Origin of the sequence: Bariatricus sp. TF06-38A (genome assembly GCF_027690675.1) — a bacterium.
Taxonomy (GTDB): domain Bacteria; phylum Bacillota; class Clostridia; order Lachnospirales; family Lachnospiraceae; genus Allocoprococcus; species Allocoprococcus comes.
Genome location: NZ_JAQFCE010000010.1, coordinates 1 through 23,877, shown reverse-complemented (window position 1 = coordinate 23,877; position 23,877 = coordinate 1). Strand labels below are relative to the sequence as shown.

The 23,877-nt window shown below is 44.0% G+C and carries 21 protein-coding genes and 1 pseudogene; 9 read left to right on the top strand and 13 right to left on the bottom strand.

All coding sequences use genetic code 11. The annotated features are described in order from the left end of the window. Nucleotides 1-25: 25 nt before the first annotated feature. A complete protein-coding gene (locus PG418_RS09370; protein ID WP_498837322.1) occupies nt 26-3,301 on the bottom strand; it encodes a M14 family metallopeptidase in 3,276 nt (1,091 codons plus the stop codon). Between the two features lie 239 nt (nt 3,302-3,540). Here PG418_RS09370 and PG418_RS09365 point away from each other — a divergent pair, with 239 nt between their 5' ends. Further along, nucleotides 3,541-4,128: a TetR/AcrR family transcriptional regulator gene (locus tag PG418_RS09365; protein WP_368286946.1), complete on the top strand. Its 588-nt coding sequence runs from the start codon at nt 3,541-3,543 to the stop codon at nt 4,126-4,128. Between the two features lie 420 nt (nt 4,129-4,548). Here PG418_RS09365 and PG418_RS09360 read toward each other — a convergent pair whose 3' ends face one another. From PG418_RS09360 to PG418_RS09320, 9 genes are all read right to left on the bottom strand, one after another. After that, entirely contained in the window at nt 4,549-4,782 is a 234-nt protein-coding gene (locus PG418_RS09360) for a hypothetical protein (protein WP_008368971.1), read from the bottom strand. Between the two features lie 150 nt (nt 4,783-4,932). After that, nucleotides 4,933-5,754 (bottom strand): CvfB family protein, encoded by an 822-nt coding sequence (locus tag PG418_RS09355; RefSeq protein ID WP_008368973.1) that lies wholly within the window; start codon nt 5,752-5,754, stop codon nt 4,933-4,935. Nucleotides 5,755-5,757: 3 nt separating this feature from the next. After that, on the bottom strand, nt 5,758-6,465 hold the full coding sequence (locus PG418_RS09350; RefSeq protein ID WP_498837321.1) for an acyl-[acyl-carrier-protein] thioesterase: 708 nt from the start codon (nt 6,463-6,465) through the stop codon (nt 5,758-5,760). A 5-nt stretch (nt 6,466-6,470) separates the two neighbouring features. Next, complete coding sequence (locus tag PG418_RS09345) at nt 6,471-7,652, bottom strand: cation diffusion facilitator family transporter (protein WP_022221113.1); 1,182 nt, start codon at nt 7,650-7,652, stop codon at nt 6,471-6,473. A gap of 67 nt (nt 7,653-7,719) precedes the next feature. Continuing rightward, nucleotides 7,720-8,337 (bottom strand): stage II sporulation protein R, encoded by a 618-nt coding sequence (gene spoIIR, locus PG418_RS09340; protein ID WP_498837320.1) that lies wholly within the window; start codon nt 8,335-8,337, stop codon nt 7,720-7,722. Between the two features lie 64 nt (nt 8,338-8,401). Then, the gene (locus PG418_RS09335; protein ID WP_008368980.1) at nt 8,402-9,091 is read right to left on the bottom strand and encodes a GntR family transcriptional regulator; all 690 of its coding nucleotides are present in this window, start codon (nt 9,089-9,091) and stop codon (nt 8,402-8,404) included. 2 nt (nt 9,092-9,093) lie between these two features. After that, nucleotides 9,094-9,969 (bottom strand): 4-(cytidine 5'-diphospho)-2-C-methyl-D-erythritol kinase, encoded by an 876-nt coding sequence (gene ispE / locus PG418_RS09330; RefSeq protein WP_008368982.1) that lies wholly within the window; start codon nt 9,967-9,969, stop codon nt 9,094-9,096. A gap of 63 nt (nt 9,970-10,032) precedes the next feature. Next, the gene (locus PG418_RS09325) at nt 10,033-11,595 is read right to left on the bottom strand and encodes a DUF3794 and LysM peptidoglycan-binding domain-containing protein (RefSeq protein ID WP_055157918.1); all 1,563 of its coding nucleotides are present in this window, start codon (nt 11,593-11,595) and stop codon (nt 10,033-10,035) included. A gap of 10 nt (nt 11,596-11,605) precedes the next feature. Next, nucleotides 11,606-12,052, bottom strand: coding sequence for a protease complex subunit PrcB family protein (locus PG418_RS09320; protein ID WP_173690078.1), 447 nt, complete (start codon nt 12,050-12,052; stop codon nt 11,606-11,608). 132 nt (nt 12,053-12,184) lie between these two features. Between PG418_RS09320 and PG418_RS09315 the strand changes: the two genes are divergently transcribed. Genes PG418_RS09315 through PG418_RS09300 form a run of 4 tightly spaced genes read left to right on the top strand, consistent with a single transcriptional unit; the run spans nt 12,185 to nt 16,629 of the window. Further along, nucleotides 12,185-12,919: a lysophospholipid acyltransferase family protein gene (locus tag PG418_RS09315; protein WP_022221115.1), complete on the top strand. Its 735-nt coding sequence runs from the start codon at nt 12,185-12,187 to the stop codon at nt 12,917-12,919. A 26-nt stretch (nt 12,920-12,945) separates the two neighbouring features. Next, on the top strand, nt 12,946-14,400 hold the full coding sequence (locus tag PG418_RS09310; RefSeq protein ID WP_008368990.1) for a nicotinate phosphoribosyltransferase: 1,455 nt from the start codon (nt 12,946-12,948) through the stop codon (nt 14,398-14,400). Between the two features lie 27 nt (nt 14,401-14,427). Then, on the top strand, nt 14,428-15,804 hold the full coding sequence (locus PG418_RS09305) for a UDP-N-acetylmuramoyl-tripeptide--D-alanyl-D-alanine ligase (protein ID WP_498837319.1): 1,377 nt from the start codon (nt 14,428-14,430) through the stop codon (nt 15,802-15,804). 12 nt (nt 15,805-15,816) lie between these two features. After that, entirely contained in the window at nt 15,817-16,629 is an 813-nt protein-coding gene (locus tag PG418_RS09300) for a Cof-type HAD-IIB family hydrolase (RefSeq protein WP_055157909.1), read from the top strand. Nucleotides 16,630-16,725: 96 nt separating this feature from the next. Here PG418_RS09300 and spoVG read toward each other — a convergent pair whose 3' ends face one another. The 3 genes from spoVG to PG418_RS09285 all read right to left on the bottom strand — a co-directional run bounded on the left by spoVG (nt 16,726) and on the right by PG418_RS09285 (nt 19,509). Beyond that, nucleotides 16,726-17,013: a septation regulator SpoVG gene (gene spoVG, locus PG418_RS09295; RefSeq protein WP_008368997.1), complete on the bottom strand. Its 288-nt coding sequence runs from the start codon at nt 17,011-17,013 to the stop codon at nt 16,726-16,728. 106 nt (nt 17,014-17,119) lie between these two features. Then, nucleotides 17,120-18,238 carry a glucose-1-phosphate adenylyltransferase subunit GlgD gene (gene glgD, locus PG418_RS09290; RefSeq protein ID WP_055249425.1) on the bottom strand — a complete coding sequence of 373 codons (1,119 nt, stop codon included), beginning with the start codon at nt 18,236-18,238 and terminating at the stop codon, nt 17,120-17,122. Next, nucleotides 18,235-19,509, bottom strand: a complete 1,275-nt coding sequence (locus PG418_RS09285; RefSeq protein ID WP_195255989.1) for a glucose-1-phosphate adenylyltransferase — start codon at nt 19,507-19,509, stop codon at nt 18,235-18,237. Before PG418_RS09285 ends, glgD begins: the two co-directional genes overlap by 4 nt. 210 nt (nt 19,510-19,719) lie before the next feature. On the opposite strand from PG418_RS09285, the gene murC reads away from it, so the two are divergent. From murC to PG418_RS09265, 4 genes and pseudogenes are all read left to right on the top strand, one after another. Beyond that, nucleotides 19,720-21,099 (top strand): UDP-N-acetylmuramate--L-alanine ligase, encoded by a 1,380-nt coding sequence (gene murC, locus PG418_RS09280; RefSeq protein WP_117824497.1) that lies wholly within the window; start codon nt 19,720-19,722, stop codon nt 21,097-21,099. Nucleotides 21,100-21,220: 121 nt separating this feature from the next. After that, on the top strand, nt 21,221-22,321 hold the full coding sequence (locus PG418_RS09275; RefSeq protein WP_055261721.1) for a DnaD domain protein: 1,101 nt from the start codon (nt 21,221-21,223) through the stop codon (nt 22,319-22,321). Nucleotides 22,322-22,415: 94 nt separating this feature from the next. Continuing rightward, a pseudogene (locus PG418_RS09270) lies at nt 22,416-22,577 on the top strand (IS607 family transposase); the annotation flags it as partial. Beyond that, entirely contained in the window at nt 22,525-23,709 is a 1,185-nt protein-coding gene (locus PG418_RS09265; RefSeq protein ID WP_498837318.1) for an RNA-guided endonuclease InsQ/TnpB family protein, read from the top strand. The pseudogene PG418_RS09270 and the gene PG418_RS09265, both read left to right, overlap by 53 nt. Nucleotides 23,710-23,877 lie beyond the last annotated feature (168 nt).

Genomic DNA, 23,877 nt, shown 5'->3' with positions numbered 1-23,877 from the left:
CCTCCTTTAGAAAAGTATTAAAAAGTTATTTATTTTTTCCAGTCACTTTGACAATCATCGGACGCTGTCTTATGTAACTGGTCAAAATCTGTCCATCCTGCTCTTCCAGATGACATTCCATCACATGCACTGCTTCCATCAACATCCGGATAGTCGCCTCGTCATGTGCCACATGAGCCCTTGCACACAAATTCAGGTATTCACCCTGTGCGGTCTCATCTGCAACCTCGCTGGTATAAGCAACCGTTGTGATCCACGGAAAACGGATCGACGGATAACGATGGTTTGGATCTGCCGCGAACGGGATCCAGTAGTTGATCATTTCTTTATAATAGTTTGCCGGGAACAATTTCGGCATCCATGCATGTGCATATTTTTCAAACTGAGCACTCCATTCACGGTTCAATTCTCTCATCTCCGGATACTCGGCAATCTTGTCTGCTATCACATCTTCCATTACCTTATTGACCGGGTAATTGTCCTTGTACTCTGGATTGGTCACATACCAGAAATAACCATAAAGCAGAGATCTCGGAAGCCAGAAGCCTTTGTAAGACGGGGAGGTATAACCTGAAAACTGCTGCTCCCATTCATGGCTCGGTACTCCGTGATTGTCCACGATCATATCCGGGACATACCGGTCATAAATACGGGTTAATCCCATCGCCTCGCTGTGGATCGTATCCTGCTGGAAATGTTCATAGTAGAACTCTTTTCCAAGCGAATTAAATCTTGCCACATGGAATTTCCAGTTTGGATGCTCTTTCTGCAATTCATAATGGATTGCCGCACCATCCACATTTTCCATCGGAACAATCACCAGATTCAGTTTATCCGGTAAATCTTTGTAAACATCTTCTGTCAGCAGCTTCTTGATCAGGATAAATGCTGCATTTGTCGAAGATACTTCATTTGCATGATGTCTTGCATTGATCATCTCGCCAGGAATTCTTGATATACGCTTCGTCATGGACAGATAGCCTTCGTATTCCGGTTTGATCCATACTGCATAGAATTCACGTCCTGTATAAGATACCGCAGTCCGGAACACTTCGATTCCAGGAACCTGCTTCAATTCTTCGATGATCTCACGGTAAGTATCATATCCGATCAGTTCATGCTCATGCAGGTCAATCTCTTCAATCCGTTTCGTCTTTGGTTTTTCTTCTCTTTCCGGTGTAAGTGCTGCATACTGTATCTCGCCCTGCTCACTTTCAAACAAAAGCTTCGTACCTGCTGCAACACTTTCACACTCTGCTAGTACACCCTTTGACCACAATGTTGAGTAAGTGTGTAATACATTAGATTGTACCCCATTTGTGCGGATATGGAAAGTAAAATTATCATTTTCCCATGAAATAGCACGAATCCATGCATCTGCTTCTTCCCGTTTTCTCTGTAAAAGAACCGTTTTTCCATCTTTTACAATGCATGCTTCTTCTTTTAACGGCTCGGTCAGTGTCACCTTAAATACCGGTCTGCCTTCTTTTTCATGGATCACCGGAAGGATCAGTCCCGGCGCATCCAGCATGACATCTGCTTTCTTCACACCGTAATTTTTAAAATAGTCGCTTCCGACAAAATACATATCTTCATGCAAAGCATCCAGTGAAGAGATCAGATCCTCTCTTGATCCGGTCGCATAGTCCGGTTCACTTGCGGTCACGTCCAGACGCAGTTCATGGAAGAACGGCTGCAGGTCTGCGGAAATCTTTCCGCCTGTCTTTTCCTCAATATATCGTCTGCAATCCGGAAGAACTTCCTTCTGGTAAACATCCCAGATCTCTTCCATATCGGTACGGACGGTCTGATAAAATACTTCCTGTCCGTCAATCTCTGCTTTTACATAACCGGTTGCCGGATGAACCTTTCCCATCTGCGGATATTCATCCATATATGGTCTTTCCGACCAGACTGCTTTGTAAGTATCCTCACAGCAGACCTTTTCGTCCTTGATCCCCTTGCAGAGATAAGTGATATCTTCTTCGCCTTCATAAGCTTTGAAAATGACTTTATCTCTTTCAATTCCAAGCTCTTTTACCAGAATATCTTCTACCGGATACAGTTCCTGCAGATAGCGGATCGGAAGATCATACCACTTGTCCGGAGTGTCTGCATTCAGATTGTGATAGGACGGGGTTGCACCGTTCTCATCCAGCCAGTCTGTCTGACCTTCCGGCAGGAACGGTTTGAAATAAATCTCAACCTGATCTGCCTGCGCTTCCTTCATCACCGGAAGCATCTCTTCAACGATCCAGGAATATCCCTGTTTGTATGCACAGATAACGGAGGTATCCTCAGGCTTGGCACCTAACATCTGGATTCTGTCTTCGATTTTTTCTTTTATCTTCTGGCGTACTTTTATATTTTCACTTACCGCACCGGTAATCTTTACCTTGCTTCCTTTCCTAATCTGCGGATAAACCTTTTCTTCCAGAAGTTTTTCAAAAACTTCCACTTCCCACGGAAGCTCATACACCTTCTCGTACATCTTCTGTCCGGATTTGTAATTATATACCTTTGCATCCCCGGCTTCTTTTTTCTGTGTATCATTCCAGAGCGGAGATCCGTACACTTCGTATTCTCCTGTCTGCTCTTTCTGCATCGCTTTCAAAGCTGCAAGCTGTCCATCTGCGCTGCGCAGTACAAAGTCATCCACCATATCCATCAGAAGGTCTTTCCAGCTTCTCTGACCATTGATCTGTGGAAATTCCATACAGAGGCGGGAGGTAAATGCGATTAGTTCCTCTCCGTCACCGCGAAGAGATACTTTTACACTTTCTCCTTCTTTTTCCCGTACAAGCTCTGTCTGCTCTGCTTTTTCCAGAACGAGCCGGTTGCCTGTATAAGCTGCATCTGCCGTAATATTTCCTTTATATCCGGTTGTCTCCATACCAAAACGCCATGCCAGGTTACATGCTGCAACGAGCATCGCATCATCTGCATCCTCCGGAAGTACAATCTTCACATCCAACACATCCGGAAGAAGATCCTGATTCTCGTCTTTCAGGAAATCCCCTTTCTGAAGCATCGTCTCCAGCCCTTTTTCCTTACGGAAATCCAGATCAAAGATCGGACCTGTATGCTTTGATGCTGATTCGTACTCTTCCGGTGTCTCCCCTGTACTCTTTTTCCACAGGGCTTTCAACTCTTCCATATTCTCCGGCACCGGAATCTCACCGTCCGCTGTGATCACCGGAAATGTAGCTGTCTCTGTCTGAAATCCCAGAAGTAGTGCTGCTTCAACCGCATAACGCTTCTGTTCTCCTGTCATGCCGGCTGCAAGTTTTAATTTTTCCATCTTACACCTCCAAAAGCACTGTAGTTCGTTTTCGTACTACGGTCTAAAAAGATACTGTATTCCGAACTACGTTCTGCTTTTTATACCCTTCATTCTACTAAAGTGTTCAAATAAAGTCAACCATATTATCCTTATATGGACATTTTCAATAAAATGTATGCAGAAACAAAACATTGCACTCTCCACATCCCTGTGTTACAATAGCTTCAATACTTTTAAGAAGGCAGGAACGATCAATTATGACAACGCACGGCAAACGACATGCAAAACAGGACATCATGGATGCAGCATGGAAGCTGTTCACAGAACAGGGCTATGACGAAACTACGATTGCGCAGATCATCGAACTCTCCGGTAATTCCCGCAGCACCTTTTACCACCATTTTCGTGGAAAAGATGAACTTCTCTTCAGCCTCGCCTATTCCTACGACAGTGACTATGATAGCTGGCTTCAGACCTGCGACCGGACGCTTCCAGCCGCCGATCTGCTGCTCGCCTTCAACCATTTTGTGCTGAATAACCTGGAGCACTCACCATATATGGATCTCTTTGCGCCCCTCTACGGTCTTCAGGTAGCTACTACCGGAACCAGACATATTTTAAACCCGGATCGTAATTATTATAAGATCCTGCGCAAGATCCTTTTCGACGGGATCAAATGTGGAGAACTAAAGTCAGACTACTCCTACGTCGAGCTCTCCCAGATGATCACCTCTGCCCAGATCGGTCTCACCTACTCCTGGTGTCTCACCCAGAGAAGCTTCTCCCTGCTTCAATACGGTGAATTCCTCCTGACACCATTTATTGAATCATTACGCGCAAACTAACCTAACCCACCCTCAATATAAATACCCTCTCCCATATACCAGGAAACTATCTCTCTATAGTTTCCTGAATTTTTATGTTTAGCAGCCGCCAGGTCTGCGCCCAAAGTCTTGAGGGCGGATTTAGAAAAAGAATAGGTGTGAAGGCACTTATTGTGCAATGGACTTCACACCTATTCTTTTTCTAAATCCGCCACACAACCTCCCCCTCGCAGACCGTCTCTCTCCACAATCGAGTAGGCTGACTCCTACTCGATTTGTATACTTTGTACACCATCTCGCTTAACAGCTCGATGATGTACATTCGCCAAATGCAGATCCTTGTGCAAGCACAAATCTGCACTTGGCTCATCGTATACACAAAAAAGCAGGAACCAAATCACTTTGATTCCTGCTTCTCACTATTCCTGGTATTTATATAAATTAGCCATTGATCATGAAGTTAACCAGTTTATCGATGTCTTCTTTTTCGTATGCAATGATTTCCAGTTCCGGAATCTCTCCGTTAGAGAAAATATTTGCCATAGAAACATACTGAGAAAGTTTAGATTTCAGATTCAGTCTGTCGCCTTCTCCTGTTACAAGTTCTACTTTTCCTTTGCAGCTGTCTACTACTTCAAAAAACTTATCAATGTTTGTAATATTCTGTACCTTCATGATGTACACTCCTTTTCTTTTATCTCTTCCTATCTTTTACACCCTCAATATATACAATTTTTTTTTGAAAATCAAGGGTTTTTTTTCAAATCAGCGTTTTGGGCATTGTGAACAATTTAACAGTCTGTTTTTTGTGCATAATCACAATGTCTATTTCAAAACAATACTGTCCTTACGGATCTCGATCTTACGCTCTTTATACAGATGTCCGACTGCACGCTTGAATGCATTCTTGCTCAGATCAAACTCCGCACGGATCACCTCCGCATCTGCTTTATCGTTAAACGGAAGGACTCCGCCCTTTTCTTCCAGACGCGCCAGTACCAGAAGCGCATCCTTATCCATCTGGATAAATGCTTTCTCACGGACACTTAAATTCAGCTTTCCATCCGGTTTTACTTCTGTCACTCTCGCATGGATCTTCATTCCCGGTCTTAGACTTTTCGGTGCTTCTCTCTTTGGCACAAGCGCAGAATATTTTCCGTCCACTGCAACGAAAGCCCCGAAATTATCACTCACTTCGTAAACGATTCCCTCTACCTGATCATCCTTCTGATAAGGAGAATCACTGGTCAGATACTCATATACCTTCATGGTCGCACAGAGTCTCTGGCTCTTATCAATATAAAGTCCTACCAGGCATTCATCCCCCGGTTTCACCTTATAAGTCTGCTCCTTAAATGGCAGGAACAGATCCTTTTCCAGTCCCCAGTCCAGGAAGGCACCGAATTTGCCAACCTGCGCTACCTTCAGGATTGCACTTTCCCCCAGTGTAAGCTTCGGTTCATTTACCGTTGCGATCAGACGGTCAGAAGAATCCTTATACAAAAACACCTCAATCGGATCGCCCGGTTCGATTCCTGCCGGAACCTGCTTCTTCGGAAGAAGAACCTTTTCTCTGTCATCTCCCAGATATACTCCGAAATCAACTACCTTTACTACCGTAAGCATCTGTTTTTTCCCTAATTCCATCTCTTATTTCTCCTTAAATTCTACTACCGCATACGGATTTCCCTCCGCATCACAAAGTTCCACTATTTTTCTCTGTTCCTCTACCGCCATCTTTGGATAAATAATATCACCCATAACTGCGGATTTTTTATATTCTACCCGGATCTGTCCGGCACGCTCACATTCCGGCACCACATCAATTGCCATCTGGATATACTGGCAGTTATTGACATGCTCGTTTGTGTCGATCTGATGACGTCTTACCGGAAAACTTTCTCCATCTTCCAGTTCTTTTGGAAGCACGATCTTACGCGGCGCAAACTCTACATCCAGTGGTGTTTCCGGCCGATAAGCCTCGACCTCTTCTTTCGCCGGTCTGCATGGTCTTCCTTTTTTCATATCCATATATACCCAGACCGAATTGGCCCAGGCTGTCATCTCGCCTGCTTCATCCTCCATCTTAAAATTACGAAGTCCGAAAAGTCCGGTAAAATCCGTTGCCCAGGTGGACACCCGGATATGTTCCCCGAGTTTCGGATAACGGTTTACTACAATCTGCCATGCGGAAAGAATCCATGCCTGCCCGCTTTTTTTCAGTGATTCCACGCCATATCCGATATCCTCAGACTGAAAAGTACTACAGTCCTGAAAATAATTAACAAGCCCCGGTAATGTCAGAAGCTCCGTACGGTCTGCTTCACTGAATCGTACTCTGCTTTCAAATGTATACATCTCTTTTACCTCTGTTCTTCCACATAACTTCTGTCTAATGTGATAACACACTGATACTTTGGGTTATGATGCTGCAATCGGTCCATCAAAGTCAGTGTCAGTTCATTCCCTTTTTCCTCAGAATACTCTCTCGGAATGACAAAATCAAAAATGAGATTGATCTGTTTTTCTCCATTCACCATGCGGAAATCATGGATACTGCATCTCGGATCCAGTGCTTCCACAGCTTTTTCTGTCTCATGTTTTGCCTGAAGTACTTCTTCATTACGAGTCTCCACCGGATCCATATGAATTGTCAGCGAGATCCCCAGTTGTTCCATTGCCTCTCTCTCAATCCGATCAATGATCTCATGGGATACATCAATCGGAACATCATTCGGAACCTCTGCATGAATGATCGCCATACTTCTTCCCGGTCCGTAATTATGGATCACCAGATCATGGCTGCCCTCGATTCCAGCGTATTTTTCCACAAAATGCTTGATCTTCTCATAATCTTCCCATGTCGCCGGAATTCCGATCAGCGGCTCAAGCGTATCCTTCGCAATCCCAAATCCGGCCCACATAACGACCAGTGAAACACCAAGTCCGACAAAGCCATCGATATTGATCCCTGTGATCCGCCAGAATACAACCGACAGGATCGTCGCTGCTGTCGTGATCACATCTCCAAGTGCATCTGCTGCCGTCGCCATCATCACCTGGGAAGAAATCTTTTCACCAAGTTTCCGGTTAAACATCGCAAGCCACAGCTTCACACCTATGGACAACACCAGGATCAGGATCGACACCAGACTGAATTTTAACTCTTCCGGCTCCCGGATCTTCACGATCGCATTTTTGAAAAAGGTAAATCCAACTTCGATCACCAGAAAGGATACGATCAGTGCCGCTATGTATTCCAGCCTGCCATGCCCAAAAGGATGCTCCTTGTCTGCCGGTTTTTCTGCCATCTTCACTCCGATCATTCCAATGATCGAAGAACCTGCATCCGATAAGTTGTTAAATGCATCTGCAGTAACAGACACACTGTGAAGAAGGATTCCTATCACCATCTTCGCAATCGTCAGCAGAACATTACAAAAGATGCCTACTCCGCTTGCCAGCACTCCATATGCTGTACGGACAGACACCTTTTCTACATCTTTATAATCTTTTACAAATAATTTTACAAGTATATCCGTCATTAAACTTTCCTTTACCTTAGGCGAAACAAATTTTCCTGCCATCTTCGTTGAAGTATATTCTACACATTTACTCCGTCAATTGCAAGAAAAACCATTTGATTTTTACCGGTGTGCCTTTTACGATCATCGCATACTCTTCATCCGTCAGCACACTCCGCAGCTCTTCCTTCCCTTCTTTGGGAACAATTGCATGGACAGAATCCATAAAACAGAGATTCGGATAAAGAACACACCACCAGTTGTGCCCCTGTGCCTTTCCGATCTTGATCCGGAGTGCATCGTACCAGCCTGCGGGGAAGGTGATGTCTCCGTAAGTTTTGTCCGGAAATTCACACCGCACGACCTCAGCTGTTATCTGATCGTTACATCCTTCTTCCTGCAAGACTTCCCTGGCCGTCCGGATCAGTTCTTCTTTGTGGCGGATCGCCCATGCTTTCGCCTCCGCTGCATTCCCTGCATCCGAAAGATTCTCACACATATAATCTACAACAGCCTCTTTCACCTTCATCTTAAGTTCCTGGTCTTCTTTGCTGTCACTGTTGGCAAGCACATGAAAGCGGAACACCTCACCGGATAACTTTTCCTGCACTGCATTCGCCTTCGCTTCCACCTGCATTCCCCTTGCAAATGCCGCACCACACAGAATCATGATCAGTGCCAGCGCCACTGCTTTTATTTTTTTCATTTTCGTATGTACCTCCTGTCTTTGATACCAGGAGTATTGACAACATATGGAAAACTATACATTTTTATCTGTGATATTCTACCTGATCTCTCCGGATAACATCCGATACTGTAGAGGCCTGATTGTCAATATGACATCCCATGAGCTCACATGCCTCTTCAACCTCTCCACCCGAAATCAGTGCGATCAGCTTATCATGTTCTTCCAGGAGCTGTGGATAACATTCCTTCTGCTTCAGGTATTCTACGCGGAACCGGTACATCTGTTCCCGCAGGTTATTCAGCAGCGTGATCAGTCTCTGGTTATTGGTTGCGGCAAAGATAATATCATGGAATTTTACATCTGCTTCAGCGATCTTCGTCACATCACCACTCTTTAAGACTTTACGGAAATCTTCAGCTGCCATCTTCATTTCTTCAACCTGCTCTGGCGTGATCCGTTCACACGCAAGCTGTACGGAAAGCTCTTCCAGTGCCTTTCTGACTTCCAGCACATCCTGCATATTCTTCTCTGTGATCTGTGCCACTTCTGCCCCTTTTCGCGGAATCATCAGAACCAGACCTTCCAGCTCCAGTTTACGGATTGCTTCACGGATCGGGGTGCGGCTTACTCCAAGCTTGTTGGCAAGCTGGATCTCCATCAGCCGTTCTCCCGGCTTCAGTTCTCCTCTTAAAATTGCCTTCCGGAGTGTATTGAACACAACATCTCTCAACGGCAGGTATTCATTCATATTTACTTCAAAATCCATATCCATTCTTATCTCCTCCTGACGTTATGCACATTTGCAAGATAAATCTGTTTTGCCAGATTCTGTGCTTTTACTTTTGTAAATGCTTCCTTCGCTGTCCTGCGATCCCTGAAAATCCCAAATACAGTCGGACCGCTTCCGCTCATCATCGCCCCAAGAGCACCTGCTTCCATCATACATTCTTTGATCTGTGCAATGACCGGATATGCTTCAACCGTAACCTTTTCCAGCACATTACCCATGGATGCTGCCACTTGCTCAAGATCCTGGTTCTTCAATCCGTCCAGGATACCATCTATATCCGGATGCTCCTTGATTTCACAGGAATCCAGCTTTTCATAAACCATCTTTGTCGATACACTGATCGGCGGCTTGGCGATCAGAATCTGGCATTTCGGCATCGGAGGAAGCGGTGTCAGCTTTTCCCCGATCCCTTCTGCAAGTACCGTTCCGCGCATAATGCAGTAAGGGACATCCGCCCCAAGCTTCACGCCTCTTTCCATCAGCTCTTTTTGAGAAAGTCCCAACCGGAACATCTGGTTCATTCCGTAAAGCACTGCCGCAGCATTGGAACTTCCGCCTGCCATTCCCGCTGCAACCGGTATATGCTTGTCCAGATGGATTCTGATCCCGTCTTTGATATCAAATTCATCGATCAGAAGCTTTGCCGCTTTCCATGCAATATTGTCCTCATCATTCGGCAGATAAAAAAGATTTGAATCGATCTCGATACCTGGGGCCGACTTCTTTTGCAGCGTCACATTATCGTACAGATACAGCGTCTGCATGACCATGCGCACATCGTGATAACCATTCTCCCGCCGCCCCAGCACATCAAGTCCAAGATTAATCTTCCCAAGTGCTTTTAACTCCAGTTTATCCATGCGTGTATCTCCTTATTGTATTTTTTCGACCTTTTTTTGTATCTTGTATACATCATTTCATTACTATAGTATACTCAAACTCTCCCGAAAAATCAATATTTTATCACCCGTTTTCAATTCTTTTGATAATAATTCATTATTAAGCAGAATGCTTTCTTCTGTGGTCGAATATTTCTTTGCCAGGCTCCACAGATCATCTCCGTCTTTTACGATATATCCCACAATTCCCGGCTGATTCATCCGCTCTTCTTTTTCATAATCCACAAGTGCAGCCTCTGTCACCATCTGTATTTTTTCCGCTTTTCGCATGAAGCTCCTGAACGCCACGACCGCTTTGATCTCTACTTCATCATTTCCGGCAAGATCTACCGCAAGCTGCTCCACTGCATATGTGACGTCATATTTCATATCGCTGCTTCCTTCCCGGCATTCAAGCATTGCCGAGAACGGAACCATCCCCTTCCACACACCAAATGGTACTTCATCGTTTGCCTTTACATACAGAAAGCTGACATTTAGAATCCCCTCTGCCAGAATTCCTCCATCCTGCACTTCCATTTTTTCTATCTGCAGATCTGCGCTGCTGTGGCACACCTGAAGGATCTCATCTTTCAGCTCCGGCAGACTTAATCGTTCCGTGATCTTACTTTTTGAATGATTCTGCATCAGAAGCTCCTCAACAACAACTTCTTCTGTCTCCAAAACACATTTTTTATCAAGGGAATACGCATCCTCTAAAAGCTCCAGCTTTTCTTCCCCATAGACAAAAAGACGAACCTGAAGTGCCGCTTCAATGCCAAGCGCACGCATCTCACCGTCCTCATCCATCCGCACTTCCACACTGATATCATCCAGCCGGTCATAGACATGATGATACATACCTTCTTCTGCTCCGGCACACTCGATCCGCCCCTCATAAGGAACCGTCTGCTCCACCCAGTCTGTCTTGCCCTCCTGGGATTCATAGAGAACAAAGATCTGCAATTCTCCATTTATCAGCATAGCATCCTGCACAAGTCTGGTATCCATTTTCCGGGAGCTTACCTCTGTCCACAAGAGCGTTCCGATATTCTCTTTGGTCCCCGGTATCTTAATCTCCTCTTTGATCCTGTAAATGTCTCTCTTCGCGGTAAACAGCTGCAGCAGCTCCACCGGACATTTTTTCAGATAGATTCCCTCTTCCCCATCCACATCAAGTGTCACCTGTTTTTCTGTGATCTGCTCTGTATGTACCGTCATTTCCGCAAGCGCTTTTACCGCAAGCTTTCTCGAATGAATCAGTGATACCCCGCATTCCACCCGCTGAACTTGCACAATGTCTTCGCCTTCTCCGTTCTCTTCCTCCATGTAGACCATTTCCTCAAACGGAATCATTCCCTCTAAAGCTCCGGGACGCGGATCTCCCGAATCTGTCACATACAAAACTTTAAAATTCAGTTTTCCCGTCACACGGAGATAATTTTCCACTCTTCTTGTCTCTTCAATCCGCAGACTTCCCTCACCGGAAAGCACTCTTCCCACGTCACTTTTCGCATCTGGTACATTATAATCCCCACCGATCATAAACTGATCCGTCACTGTTTTGCCCATCTGATTCATGCGTACCTGTTTTCTTATCAGTTCCATAGTCAGCCTCCTACTCAAATATCACCGGTTTTTCGCTTTTTGCCATTTCTAGGACAACATATGGGTATTGGGAAAATCCATCTTCCCGCATACAGATATTTCCCATCTCCTCCCCATCTTTTTCTGTCTCGTCACTTCCCGGTCCCAGAAGTGTTGTCTGTACACAGATCACATCTTTTTCTTCCGTACAGCCATCAACCCGGATCGCATATCCCTCCATTTCCTGTCTCCCATACCCCTGTCCGACATACAGCCGGTCTCCTTGCACATACATAATCTGAAATGGGGTTTCTTCCATCCCGGCAATGCGTTCGGTCATTTCCGCCGGAACTTTTTTCTCATCCACAATGGAATATTCCAGCATTTTTCCACCCGCTTCCTCTTTTTCCATGACCTGGCAGCCGCCAAGGAAAATCAGCATCCAGATCACCCCTGTCACACGGCATTTTATTCTCATAATTATTCACAAACTTTTCCATTTTTTTGTCTCTTTATTATCATATTATCTTCCTTGTATTTTCATGCCTCGAATAGTATAATCGAAGAAAAGTATGTTACTTTATACAATGAAAGAGAGGATTTTGGGGTAATGATACGATTTATCTGTATCGCAGTCTTTTTAATTCTTTACCTGATCCTGTCCATTCCGGTTTTTCTGGTGGAATGGATCATTGGTAAATTCAATCGCAGAGCCAAAGATATCAGTTCTCTGCGCATCGTTCAGTGGGGCTTTAAAGTGATTCTTAAGATGACCGGTGTCACGACAACCGTGATCGGTGAAGAAAATGTTCCGGATGAACCGGTACTCTTTATCGGCAACCACCGCAGTTATTTTGATATTCTCCTTACTTACAGCCGGTGCAGGCGTCTGACCGGTTATGTTGCCAAAAAAGAAATGGAAAAGATTCCGCTTCTTTCCACATGGATGAAGAATCTGTACTGTCTCTTCCTTGACAGAGACAATATGAGAGAAGGTCTGAAGACGATCCTTCAGGCAATTGATTATGTAAAAAATGGCATTTCCATCTGCATTTTCCCGGAAGGAACCCGCAACAATGGCGAAGAGCTTTCTATGCTTCCATTCCGTGACGGTGCACTTAAAATTGCCGAAAAGACCGGGTGTGCGATCATTCCGATCAGCATGAACAATACTGCTGACATTTTTGAAGCACATTTCCCACGTGTAAAAAAAGTACATGTCGTCATCGAATACGGCAAACCAATCTATCCAAAAGAACTGGATAAAGAGACAAGAAAACATCTTGGAATCTATTGTCATGATCTTATTCAGGACACAATTAAGAAAAACGCCAGTCTGATCTAAACCTATAACAGAAAAGAGGTACGATTATGCATTCTAAAAATTTAACATTACTTACAGACTTATACGAACTGACTATGATGCAGGGTTATTACGATAAGCAGGACAATCCTACCGTAATTTTTGATGTATTTTACCGTTCCAACCCATTTTCTTCCGGTTATGCAATCGCAGCCGGACTTGAACAGGTTATTGAGTACGTGAAAAATCTGAACTTCAGCTATGATGATGTGGATTACCTTCGCAGTCTCCACATTTTTTCTGAAGATTTTCTTCAGTATCTGAGCGGCTATCACTTTACCGGAAGCATTTACGCAATTCCGGAAGGAAGCCTGATCTTCCCAAAGGAGCCGATCCTCAAAGTCGTTGCCCCGATCATGGAAGCTCAGCTTGTGGAAACCGCAATCCTGAACATTCTGAACCACCAGTGTCTGATTGCGACCAAGTCTTCCCGTATCGTATACGCTGCCGGTGATACCGGTGTTATGGAATTCGGGCTTCGCCGTGCCCAGGGACCGGATGCCGGATTATACGGCGCACGTGCTGCCGTGATCGCCGGCTGCGTGGGAACCTCCTGCGTACTTACCGGCAAGCTTTTTGACGTTCCGGTTATGGGAACCCATGCACACAGCTGGATCATGAGTTTCCCGGATGAATATACCGCATTTAAAGCCTATGCAGATCTTTATCCTGAAGGATGTACCCTTCTTGTCGATACTTACGACACCTTAAAATCCGGTGTGCCGAATGCGATCCGTGTCTTCCAGGAGATGAAAGATGCCGGCATCAGTCCGAGAAAGCTTGGTATCCGTCTTGACAGCGGCGATCTTGCCTACCTGTCCAAAAAAGCACGTAAAATGCTGGATGCGGCCGGCTTTGAAGAAGCAACGATCTGCGCATCCAACGACCTTGATGAATATCTGATCCACGACCTCAAGATGCAGGGCGCAGCGATCGATTCATGGGGGGTCGGAACCAATCTGATCACCTCCAAAGACTGTCCTTCATTCGGTGGTGTATATAAGCTCGCTGCCATCCAGAATAAGAATGGCGAGTTCGAACCTAAAATCAAACTTTCTGAGAACACAGAAAAGATCACCAATCCGGGCAACAAGACGGTTTACCGTATTTACGAAAAAGAAACCGGCAAGATGAAAGCTGATTATATCTGCTTTGTAGACGAAGAAATCAATCCGGAGGAAGATCTTCTCCTCTTTGATCCAAGCGAGACATGGAAAAAGACAAAGATGAAAGCCGGAACCTATACCGTCCGCGAAATGATGCAGCCAATCTTCATCAACGGTGAATGTGTCTACACTTCCCCGTCTGTCAAAGAGATTGCCGCTTACTGCCGTCAGGAAAAAGATACCCTGTGGGATGAATCCAAACGACTCTTCAATCCTCACCAGATGTATATCGATCTGTCTCCAAGACTTTATGAAGTAAAGAAACAGCTTCTTGACCGCATGAGTGCTGATGACTAGGTTACAATTTGAAAAGAGGTATTACCGATGAAAAATATGACATTAAAAAATATAACCGCTGCCTGCCATGGAACCTTCCATGGCGACAGCAGTTTTCTTGAAAAAGAGATTACCGGCGTTGCAATCGACAGCCGGAAAGCAGCACCGGGATTTCTTTTTGTTCCACTCAAAGGAGCCCGTGTAGACGGCCACACCTTTATCCCACAGGTTATGGAACAGGGTGCACTTGCTACTCTTACAGAAGAAGATCCTTCTTCCCTTACCTGTCCCTGCATTCATGTAGAATCCTGCGAAAAAGCACTTCGTGATATCGCAGCGTTTTACCGCATGCAGCTTGACATCAAGGTTGTCGGCATCACCGGAAGTGTTGGCAAGACCAGCACCAAAGAGACGATTGCCTCTGTCCTTTCCCGGAAATACAATGTTCTTAAGACAGAGGGAAACTTTAACAATGGAATCGGACTTCCGCTTACCATCTTCAATCTTACCGAAGGACATGAAGTCGCTGTCCTGGAGATGGGAATTGACCATTTCGGAGAGATGCATGAACTTGCATCCATCAGCCAGCCGGATATCTGTGTAATCACCAACATCGGTCTTGCACACATGGAAAATCTCGGAAGCCGCGACGGAATCTTAAAAGCCAAAACCGAAGTTTTTGATCATCTACGTCCAAATGCTTCTGTCATCTTAAACGGAGATGACGACAAACTTTCCACAGTCGCAGAGGTACAAGGGAAAAAGCCTGTTTTCTTCGGTCTTTCAGACCAGCTGGATGCCTATGCAGACGGAATCGTAAGTCAGGGACTTCGCGGAACTGACGCTGTACTCCACCTTCCACTTGGTGAAATCAACGTACATATCCCGGTACCTGGAAATCACATGGTTTATAATGCTCTCGCCGGAGCATGTGTCGGCATGAAGCTTGGACTTACTCTGGAGGAAATCCAGACCGGGATCTCTTCCCTGAAGACGATTGCCGGACGTACCAATCTGATCGACACAGGATCTCTTTTGATCATCGATGATTGCTACAACGCTAATCCGGTTTCCATGAAATCTTCTCTGGATGTACTTTCTACCGCAACAGGAAGAACCGTAGCTGTAATGGGCGATATGTATGAGCTTGGTGATAAGGAGAATGAACTTCACTACAATACCGGCGCACATGCTGCCGAGATCGGCATTGATGTGATCTGCTGTATCGGAGAACTTTCCCACCACGCATATGAAGGTGCAAAAGCCTATGCAAAGAGCAGTGCCGTACTTTACTTTAAAACCAAACAGGACTTCCTGGGAAAAATCCGGAATGTTGTCAAAAAAGATGATACCATTCTGGTCAAAGCTTCCCACGGTATGGAATTTCCTGAGATCATTGATGTACTCAGACAGATGAAGTTTTAAGAGAGGTAAGACATGAAATATCAGATACTTGTTCTTGACCTGGACGGAACACTTACCAACTCCAGGAAAGAAATCACTCCACCAACGTTAAAGGCTCTGATCGAGATCCAGGAAGCCGGAAAAAAAGTTGTTCTTGCAAGCGGTCGCCCTACATACGGCGTGGTTCCCCTTGCCAGGCAGCTCCATCTGGAACGTTACGGAAGCTATATTCTATCCTTCAACGGAGCACGGATCACTGACTGCCGCACCGGCCAGGTTATTTACAACAAAACACTTCCGCAGGACGTGATCCCGGATATCTACCGGATCGCTTCCAACTACCCGGTTGATATTCTGGCTTATGAGGATGGACAGCTTCTGTCCGGATTTACCCCGACAAAATATTCCGAATTAGAATCCCGGATCAACCATTTACCAATTGTACAAATTGATAATTTCTGCGAGAAAGTATCCACATTTCCAAACAATAAATTTCTCCTGACCGGAGAACCAGACAGCATCGCTGCTGCTAAAGAGGAAATGTCCGCTCATTTCCATGGTTATATCGATGTTTACTGTTCGGATCCATTTTTCCTCGAAATTGTTCCAAAGAATGTAGACAAAGCCGCCTCTCTTCTGAAGCTTCTTACCAGCATCGGTCTGACTGCTGATGAAATGATCTGCTGCGGTGACGGATACAACGACCTGACTATGATCGAAACCGCAGGTCTTGGAGTGGCAATGGAAAATGCACAGCCACTGGTCCGTGAAAAAGCAGATTTTATCACAAAATCAAATGATGATGACGGAGTTCTCTATGTGATCGATCAGTTTATGCGCGATTGACCGTCGTAGAAATATCATTTCTCAAAATATAAAAATCCCGGAGAACTGGTTTTACTTCCAGTCTCCGGGATTTTTGTTTTCAGTATTTTTCTGTACTTAGATTTCTGCAGTTTCCGCGTCGTCAGTCTCTTCCAGTACTTCCGCATACTTGTCCAGAATGATCTTCTGGATTCTGTCTCTTGTACCGGAATTGATTGGATGCGCAATATCACGATATTCCCCATCCAGTGCTCTCTTACTCGGCATTGCAATGAAAAGTCCTTTTTCCCCTTCAATGACTTTAATATCGTGAACAACAAATTCTTCGTCCATTGTAATTGATACTACTGCCTTTAATTTTCCTTCTTTTGCTACTTTGCGCACGCGTACATCTGTAATCTGCATAACTTTCTAGCCCCTTTCTCCAGTAACGCACATACCGGTCCGCTCCTTTTCCTTTATTTGACCGGCATGCCTTCTGATCCGGACTCTTACAAGTCCCCCTCAGTTTTTATAATGCGTACCTTTCGTTCTTTTCTATTACTACTTTCACGCCATCTTCACCAACATGCCGTGTATTGGCACGGATCGTATCCCTGCTCTCTACAATACAGTTCTCAATGTAAGTATTGTCCCCAAGATACACATCATTTAAAATAATTGAGTTTTTGATCACACAATTATTTCCAACAAACACTTTTTTAAACAGAACCGAATTCTCAACGGTTCCGTTGATAATGCTTCCGCTTGCCACAAGGCTGTTCTTAACGACCGCACCCGGATTATATTTTGCCGGAGGCAGGTCTGTCACCTTGGAATAAATACTTGGAAGCTGCTTAAAGAAATAGTTCCGGACTTCCGGTTTGAGGAAATCCATGTTTGTCTTATAATAGGCATCGACCGTGGAAATATTGCTCCAGTAGTCTTTTATCTTATAACCGTATATCTTTTTCAGATTCTTGTATCTGATCAGGATATCCGTTACAAAATCATATCTGTCTTCCTCAGCTGAATGCTCGATCAGATCGATCAGTTGACGTCTGCGGATGATATAGATTCCTGTGGAAATCGTGTTGGAATTTGCCACCATCGGTTTTTCCTCAAAATCTTCGATCCGCATATTCTCATTCATCTTCAGGATGCCAAAACGGGTTGCATCCTCGCCCTGATCCAGATCCCGGCATACCACAGTGATATCTGCTTTCTTGGCAATGTGGTATTCCAGTACTTTGTTATAATCCATCTTGTAAACCGCATCACCGGATGTGATGATCACATAAGGTTCATGGCACCTCTTCAGGAACTCCAGGTTCTGATAGATCGCATCTGCCGTTCCACGATACCAGTAGCCATTGTCTGCGGTGATCGTCGGTGTAAATACATAAAGACCACCCTGCTTACGTCCGAAATCCCACCACTTGGAAGAATTCAAATGTTCATTCAGTGAACGTGCATTATACTGAGTAAGTACTGCTACCTTCTGGATGTGCGAATTGGACATATTGCTGAGTGCAAAATCAATTGCCCGGTAGCTTCCTGCAATCGGCATCGCTGCCACTGCACGCCTCTGTGTAAGCTCCCGCATCTTGTTGTTGTTACCGCCTGCTAAAATGATTCCAACTGCTCTCATGATCTGTCACCCGCCTTTATCAATACTCCGCCGCTTTCAAGAGCACCCTGTACATAATCCTCCTTCACGGTAATACCGCTGATCGCAGTATTCTTTCCAATCTGTACTCCTGCCGGAATCACAGAATTCTCACCGATCGTAACCAGTCCGGAATTGTAGATATCAGACCTGAGCTTGTTCGGTGCTTCATTGCCGATTCCAAGGGTTACATTATCTCCAACCTTAACATTCTCCGCAATGATCGCTTTGTCGATCACACAGTCATTTCCTATCGCAACATCCTGCATAATGATCGAATCCCGGATCACGCAGCCTTGTCCAACAACAACACCTGCGCCGATCACACAGTTATGTATCTCGCCGTATATCTCAGCTCCGTCGCCAATGATGCTTCTGTCGATCGCAGCTTCTTTTGAGATATACTGTGGCGGTATAATTGAATTATTCGTATAAATTTTCCAGAATTCCTCATAAAGATTAAATTCAGGAATAATGTCGATCAGTTCCATATTAGCTTCCCAGTAAGAACTCAATGTACCGACATCCTTCCAGTAACCATTATATTCATATGCAAACAGTCTCTGCTTCTTTTCATGACAATACGGAATGATATGCTTTCCGAAATCACATCCCGGCTGATCTTTCATCTTGATCAGTGCCTCTTTGAGCACCGGCCAGCTGAAAATATAAATTCCCATGGACGCAAGATTGCTCCGCGGATTCGCCGGCTTCTCCTCAAACTCGGTGATTCTCTTGTCTTCATCGGTAATTACGATTCCGAAACGACTTGCTTCTTCGATCGGAACCGGCATTGCCGCGATCGTCACATCTGCATGATTCTCCTTGTGAAAATCCAACATGACCTCGTAATCCATCTTGTAAATATGATCTCCTGATAAGATCAGTACATAATCCGGATTAAATGTCTCCATATACTCCAAATTCTGATAAATTGCATTCGCCGTTCCTGTATACCATTCGCTGCTTGTACTCTTCTCATACGGCGGAAGAATTGACACCCCTCCGATATTCCGGTCCAGATCCCACGGAATACCAATTCCAATATGTGTATTAAGCCTGAGTGGTTGATACTGGGTCAGGACACCGACTGTATCGATTCCTGAGTTGATACAGTTACTCAGCGGAAAATCAATGATCCTGTATTTGCCGCCAAATGCAACAGCCGGTTTAGCAACTTTTGCAGTCAGGACGCCAAGTCTGCTGCCCTGTCCTCCTGCCAATAGCATTGCTATCATTTCCTTTTTTATCATGTCTTCACCCCTTCTCAGTAATTCTGGTTTTTTCATTATAACATATTACATACATATAGTGAACATATTTTACAAAAATATTTCTGTTTACCTATCTTTTTTATAGAAATATCACAAAAAGAAAAGGTTTGGTTTTTGACCTATCTATGTTATAATTATGCACGTAAGTCAAATACTATGAAACAAATTCACAGAACAGGAAGTGTCATTATGTATAAAATTGATTTTAATCAGCCTTGCCATATCCACTTCATCGGAATTGGCGGCATCAGTATGAGTGGACTCGCTGAGATCCTTCTTGAAGAAGGCTTCACAGTATCCGGATCCGATAACAAAGAATCGGCACTTACGGATCATCTGTCTCAGAATGGTGCAACCGTATTTTACGGTCAGAAAGCTTCCAATATTATAGACGGTATCGACCTTGTAGTTTATACCGCAGCGATCCACGAAGACAACGAAGAATTTGCAGAAGCAAAGCGTCAGAATCTTCCGATGTTATCCAGAGCAGAATTACTCGGTCAGCTTATGACTAACTATAAGACACCGGTTGCTATATCCGGTACACACGGTAAGACAACCACAACCTCTATGCTTTCTCATATTGCTCTTGCAGCAGACCTGGATCCGACAATCTCTGTCGGCGGTATCCTGAAAGCGATCGAAGGCAATATCCGTGTCGGCGGACCTGACCTTTTTATTACGGAAGCATGCGAATATACCAACAGTTTCCTGCACTTTTTCCCGAAAATCGGTATTATTCTGAATGTGGATGCGGATCACCTGGACTTTTTTAAAGACCTGGACGATATCCGTAATTCTTTCCACCTTTTTGCTAAGCTTCTTCCGGAAAACGGAACTCTCGTCATCAACGGAGATATTGATAAAATTGAAGAGATCACCTCCGATCTTTCCTGTCGTGTTATCACTTTTGGCAAAGAAGCTTCCCTGGATTACAGTGCAGCCAATATTACTTATAACGAACAGGGCAATGCCTCTTTCGATGTCGTAAAAGACGGACAGAATGTTGCCCATCTCGCTCTTGCAGTTGGCGGTGAGCACAACGTATATAACGCACTTGCGGCAATCGCAGTTGCCGATATTCTTGGTGTTCCTGCGGAGACGATCCAGACAGGTCTTGCTTCCTTCCACGGAACAGACCGCCGTTTTGAATACAAAGGTGAAGTCGGCGGAGTGACCATCATTGATGATTACGCACACCATCCGACAGAGATTGCTGCAACACTGAAAAGTGCTGCACATTATCCACATAAAAAGCTGTGGTGTATTTTCCAGCCACATACTTATACCCGTACAAAAGCATTATTCTCAGAATTTGCTGAAGCACTCGCACATGCAGACCATGTAATCCTTGCTGACATCTATGCAGCACGTGAGACAGATACTTTAGGCATCTCTTCTGCACAGCTTGCAGATGCAGTCAAAGAACATGGATGTGACGCAACTTATCTTCCAAGCTTTGCAGCCATCGAAGAGTTCGTCACCACCCATTGCCAGCCTGGCGATCTTCTGATCACAATGGGTGCCGGAGATGTTGTGACTATTGGAGAAGACCTGTTAAAAGCCTGATTTTCTCCAATATTTGCGAAATTTTATCTGTAATAACAAAAATTTCCGTCAGAAAATTCTTTTTTACAATCTGGGATGATGTTATAATGAACAAAGTCAGAAAAGAAAGGAAGCGGAAATTATGAGTGCACTTATTTTGCGCAATCATTCCCACAATAACATAACGATCGTGGAGAATGACTTTATCGATCATTATATGGTATCTGCGAACGGAGAATATGTAAAAGTCTATCTTCTTCTTCTCCGTTATCAGAATATCCCGGAGCAGCTTCCGGATATCCCGCAGATGGCAGACCTTCTGGAGAATACCGAAGGCGATATCCTGCGCGCACTCAAATACTGGGAAAAAGAAGGAATTCTTTCTCTCGAATATGACGAAACAAATGAACTCGCCGGAATCTGTATCGGAAAAGCACCAACTCATCAGACACCTGTCAAAGCGGCTTTCCATACACCTTCCGCACAGTCTGCTTCCGTTCATGAAAAATCTCCGGTCGCGCAGTCTGATGGAAATACCACTGTTTCAGACAAAGCTGCCGGTCAGAATCTTCCTGCATCAAGACGTTCCCTTGCTGCAAGAAGAGAATTAAAGCAGATTCTTTTTATTGCTGAACAATATCTTGGCAAAACCTTATCCCGTACCGATGTTGATGCGATTACCTACTTTTATGATTCCCTTGGTTTTTCCGCAGACCTGATCGAGTATCTGATCGAATACTGTGTGGAGAACGGACATAAGAGCATGCATTACATTCAGAAAGTAGCACTTTCATGGGCAGATGAACATATTACAACCGTCGATCAGGCACGTAATTCCTCTGCATTTTACAACAAAACCTGCTATTCTATCCTGAATGCATTTGGCATCAAAGGGCGGGGACCTGCATCTGCCGAACTGGATTATATCCGCAAATGGCTGGAGGATGGGAATTTCGAACTGGATCTCATTCTGGAAGCATGCAACCGCACCATCAGTGCGATCCACCAGCCAAGTTTTGAATATACTGACAAGATTCTCGAAAACTGGAAGACGGGCAACGTTCGTACACTGGCAGATGTTGAGCGTCTTGATTCTGCCTTTGAGCAGGAAAAAGACCGGAGGAAAACTCCTTCGGGGCAAAACCGTACACCTTCTGCCCAGCAGCCTTCCAAATTCCGTAATTTTGAAGAACGTTCTTACAATATGGACGAGCTTACCAAAAAATTATTACGCAGTAACTAAGAAAGGGGTCATTAACAGTTAAAGATAAATTATAAAATCATATAAGTAGATATTGAGTTTTATAAGATATTAGACTAGAATATTATTGAACGGACTTGTTGAAGATCTGGTTCAAATAATCACAGTATTCAGCTGCAAATTACAAGGAAAACAAGCGAACAAAGCTAAGAAACTTATCCGGGAATTGATACAGGAGGAAACAGATGGTAAAAGCCATAAAAGTAATGCTGATACCAAACAACGTACAGAAAACTAAGATGTTTCAGTACGCAGGTGCTTCAAGATTTGCTTATAACTGGGCTTTGGCCAGGGAAAAAGAAAATTATGAAAAAGGTGGCAAATTCATTTCAGATTCAGAACTCAGAAAAGAATTTACAAAGCTCAGACATTCTGATGAATACGCATGGCTGCTGAATATTTCAAATAATGTAACCAAACAGGCAATCAAAGATGCCTGTACTGCGTATAAGAACTTTTTCAAGGGTTTGCAAAAATTCCCAAGATTCAAGTCTAAAAAGAGATCAATGCCGAAGTTCTATCAGGATAATGTTAAGATGCAATTCAGTAATACCCACGTTAAGTTTGAAGGCTTTTCTTCTAGCAGGAAAGCAAATAAGCAGAAAATGAATTGGGTAAGACTTGCAGAACATGGACGTATTCCAACAGATGTTAAATATATGAATCCGAGAATATCCTTTGACGGATTGAACTGGTGGATCAGTGTATGTGTGGAATTTCCTGATTGCAAGGAAACACTTAATGATGATGGAGTTGGTATAGACTTAGGAATCAAAGATTTGGCTGTCTGCTCTGATGCTGTTAAATATAAGAACATTAATAAGAGTCAGAAAGTAAAGAAACTGGAAAATGAAAAACAGAAACGCAGATTACAGCGTAGTATCTCTCGTTCTTACGAGAAGAATAAGAAAGGGGAAAGTTACTGCAAAACCAATAATGTAATCAAAAAGGAAAAACTTTTATTAAAACGAAATCACAGATTAACAAACATCCGTAAAAACTATTTGAATCAGACCATATCTGAGATCGTAAATCGAAAACCAAGATTTATCTGTATTGAAGATCTGAATGTCAGCGGAATGATGAAAAATAGACATTTATCCAAAGCAGTTCAGGAACAAGGATTTTTTTGGTTTAGAAAACAGCTTGAATACAAATGCAGTGATAAGGGGATCCAGCTTATTGGGATCCAGCTTATTGTGGCTGATCGGTTTTATCCATCATCAAAGCTTTGCAGCTGTTGTGGGAATATCAAAAAAGATTTGAAATTATCTGACAGGGAATATAGATGTGAGTGTGGGAATATAATTGACAGAGATTTCCAGGCATCAATAAATCTTAAGGGTTATGGAGAACGATTTGCAAGCTGACACTGAAACGTTAATGCAAATATGTACGGATACGTTAGTCCGGAATTTACGCCTATGGAGAGTACAAGAACTTGTGAGTAGATAGATATTTATATCATCAAAAGCATACTCGTTGAAGTAGGAATGAAACATAGAAGTTTGTAACTTTTTATAAGTTTTCAGTAACGG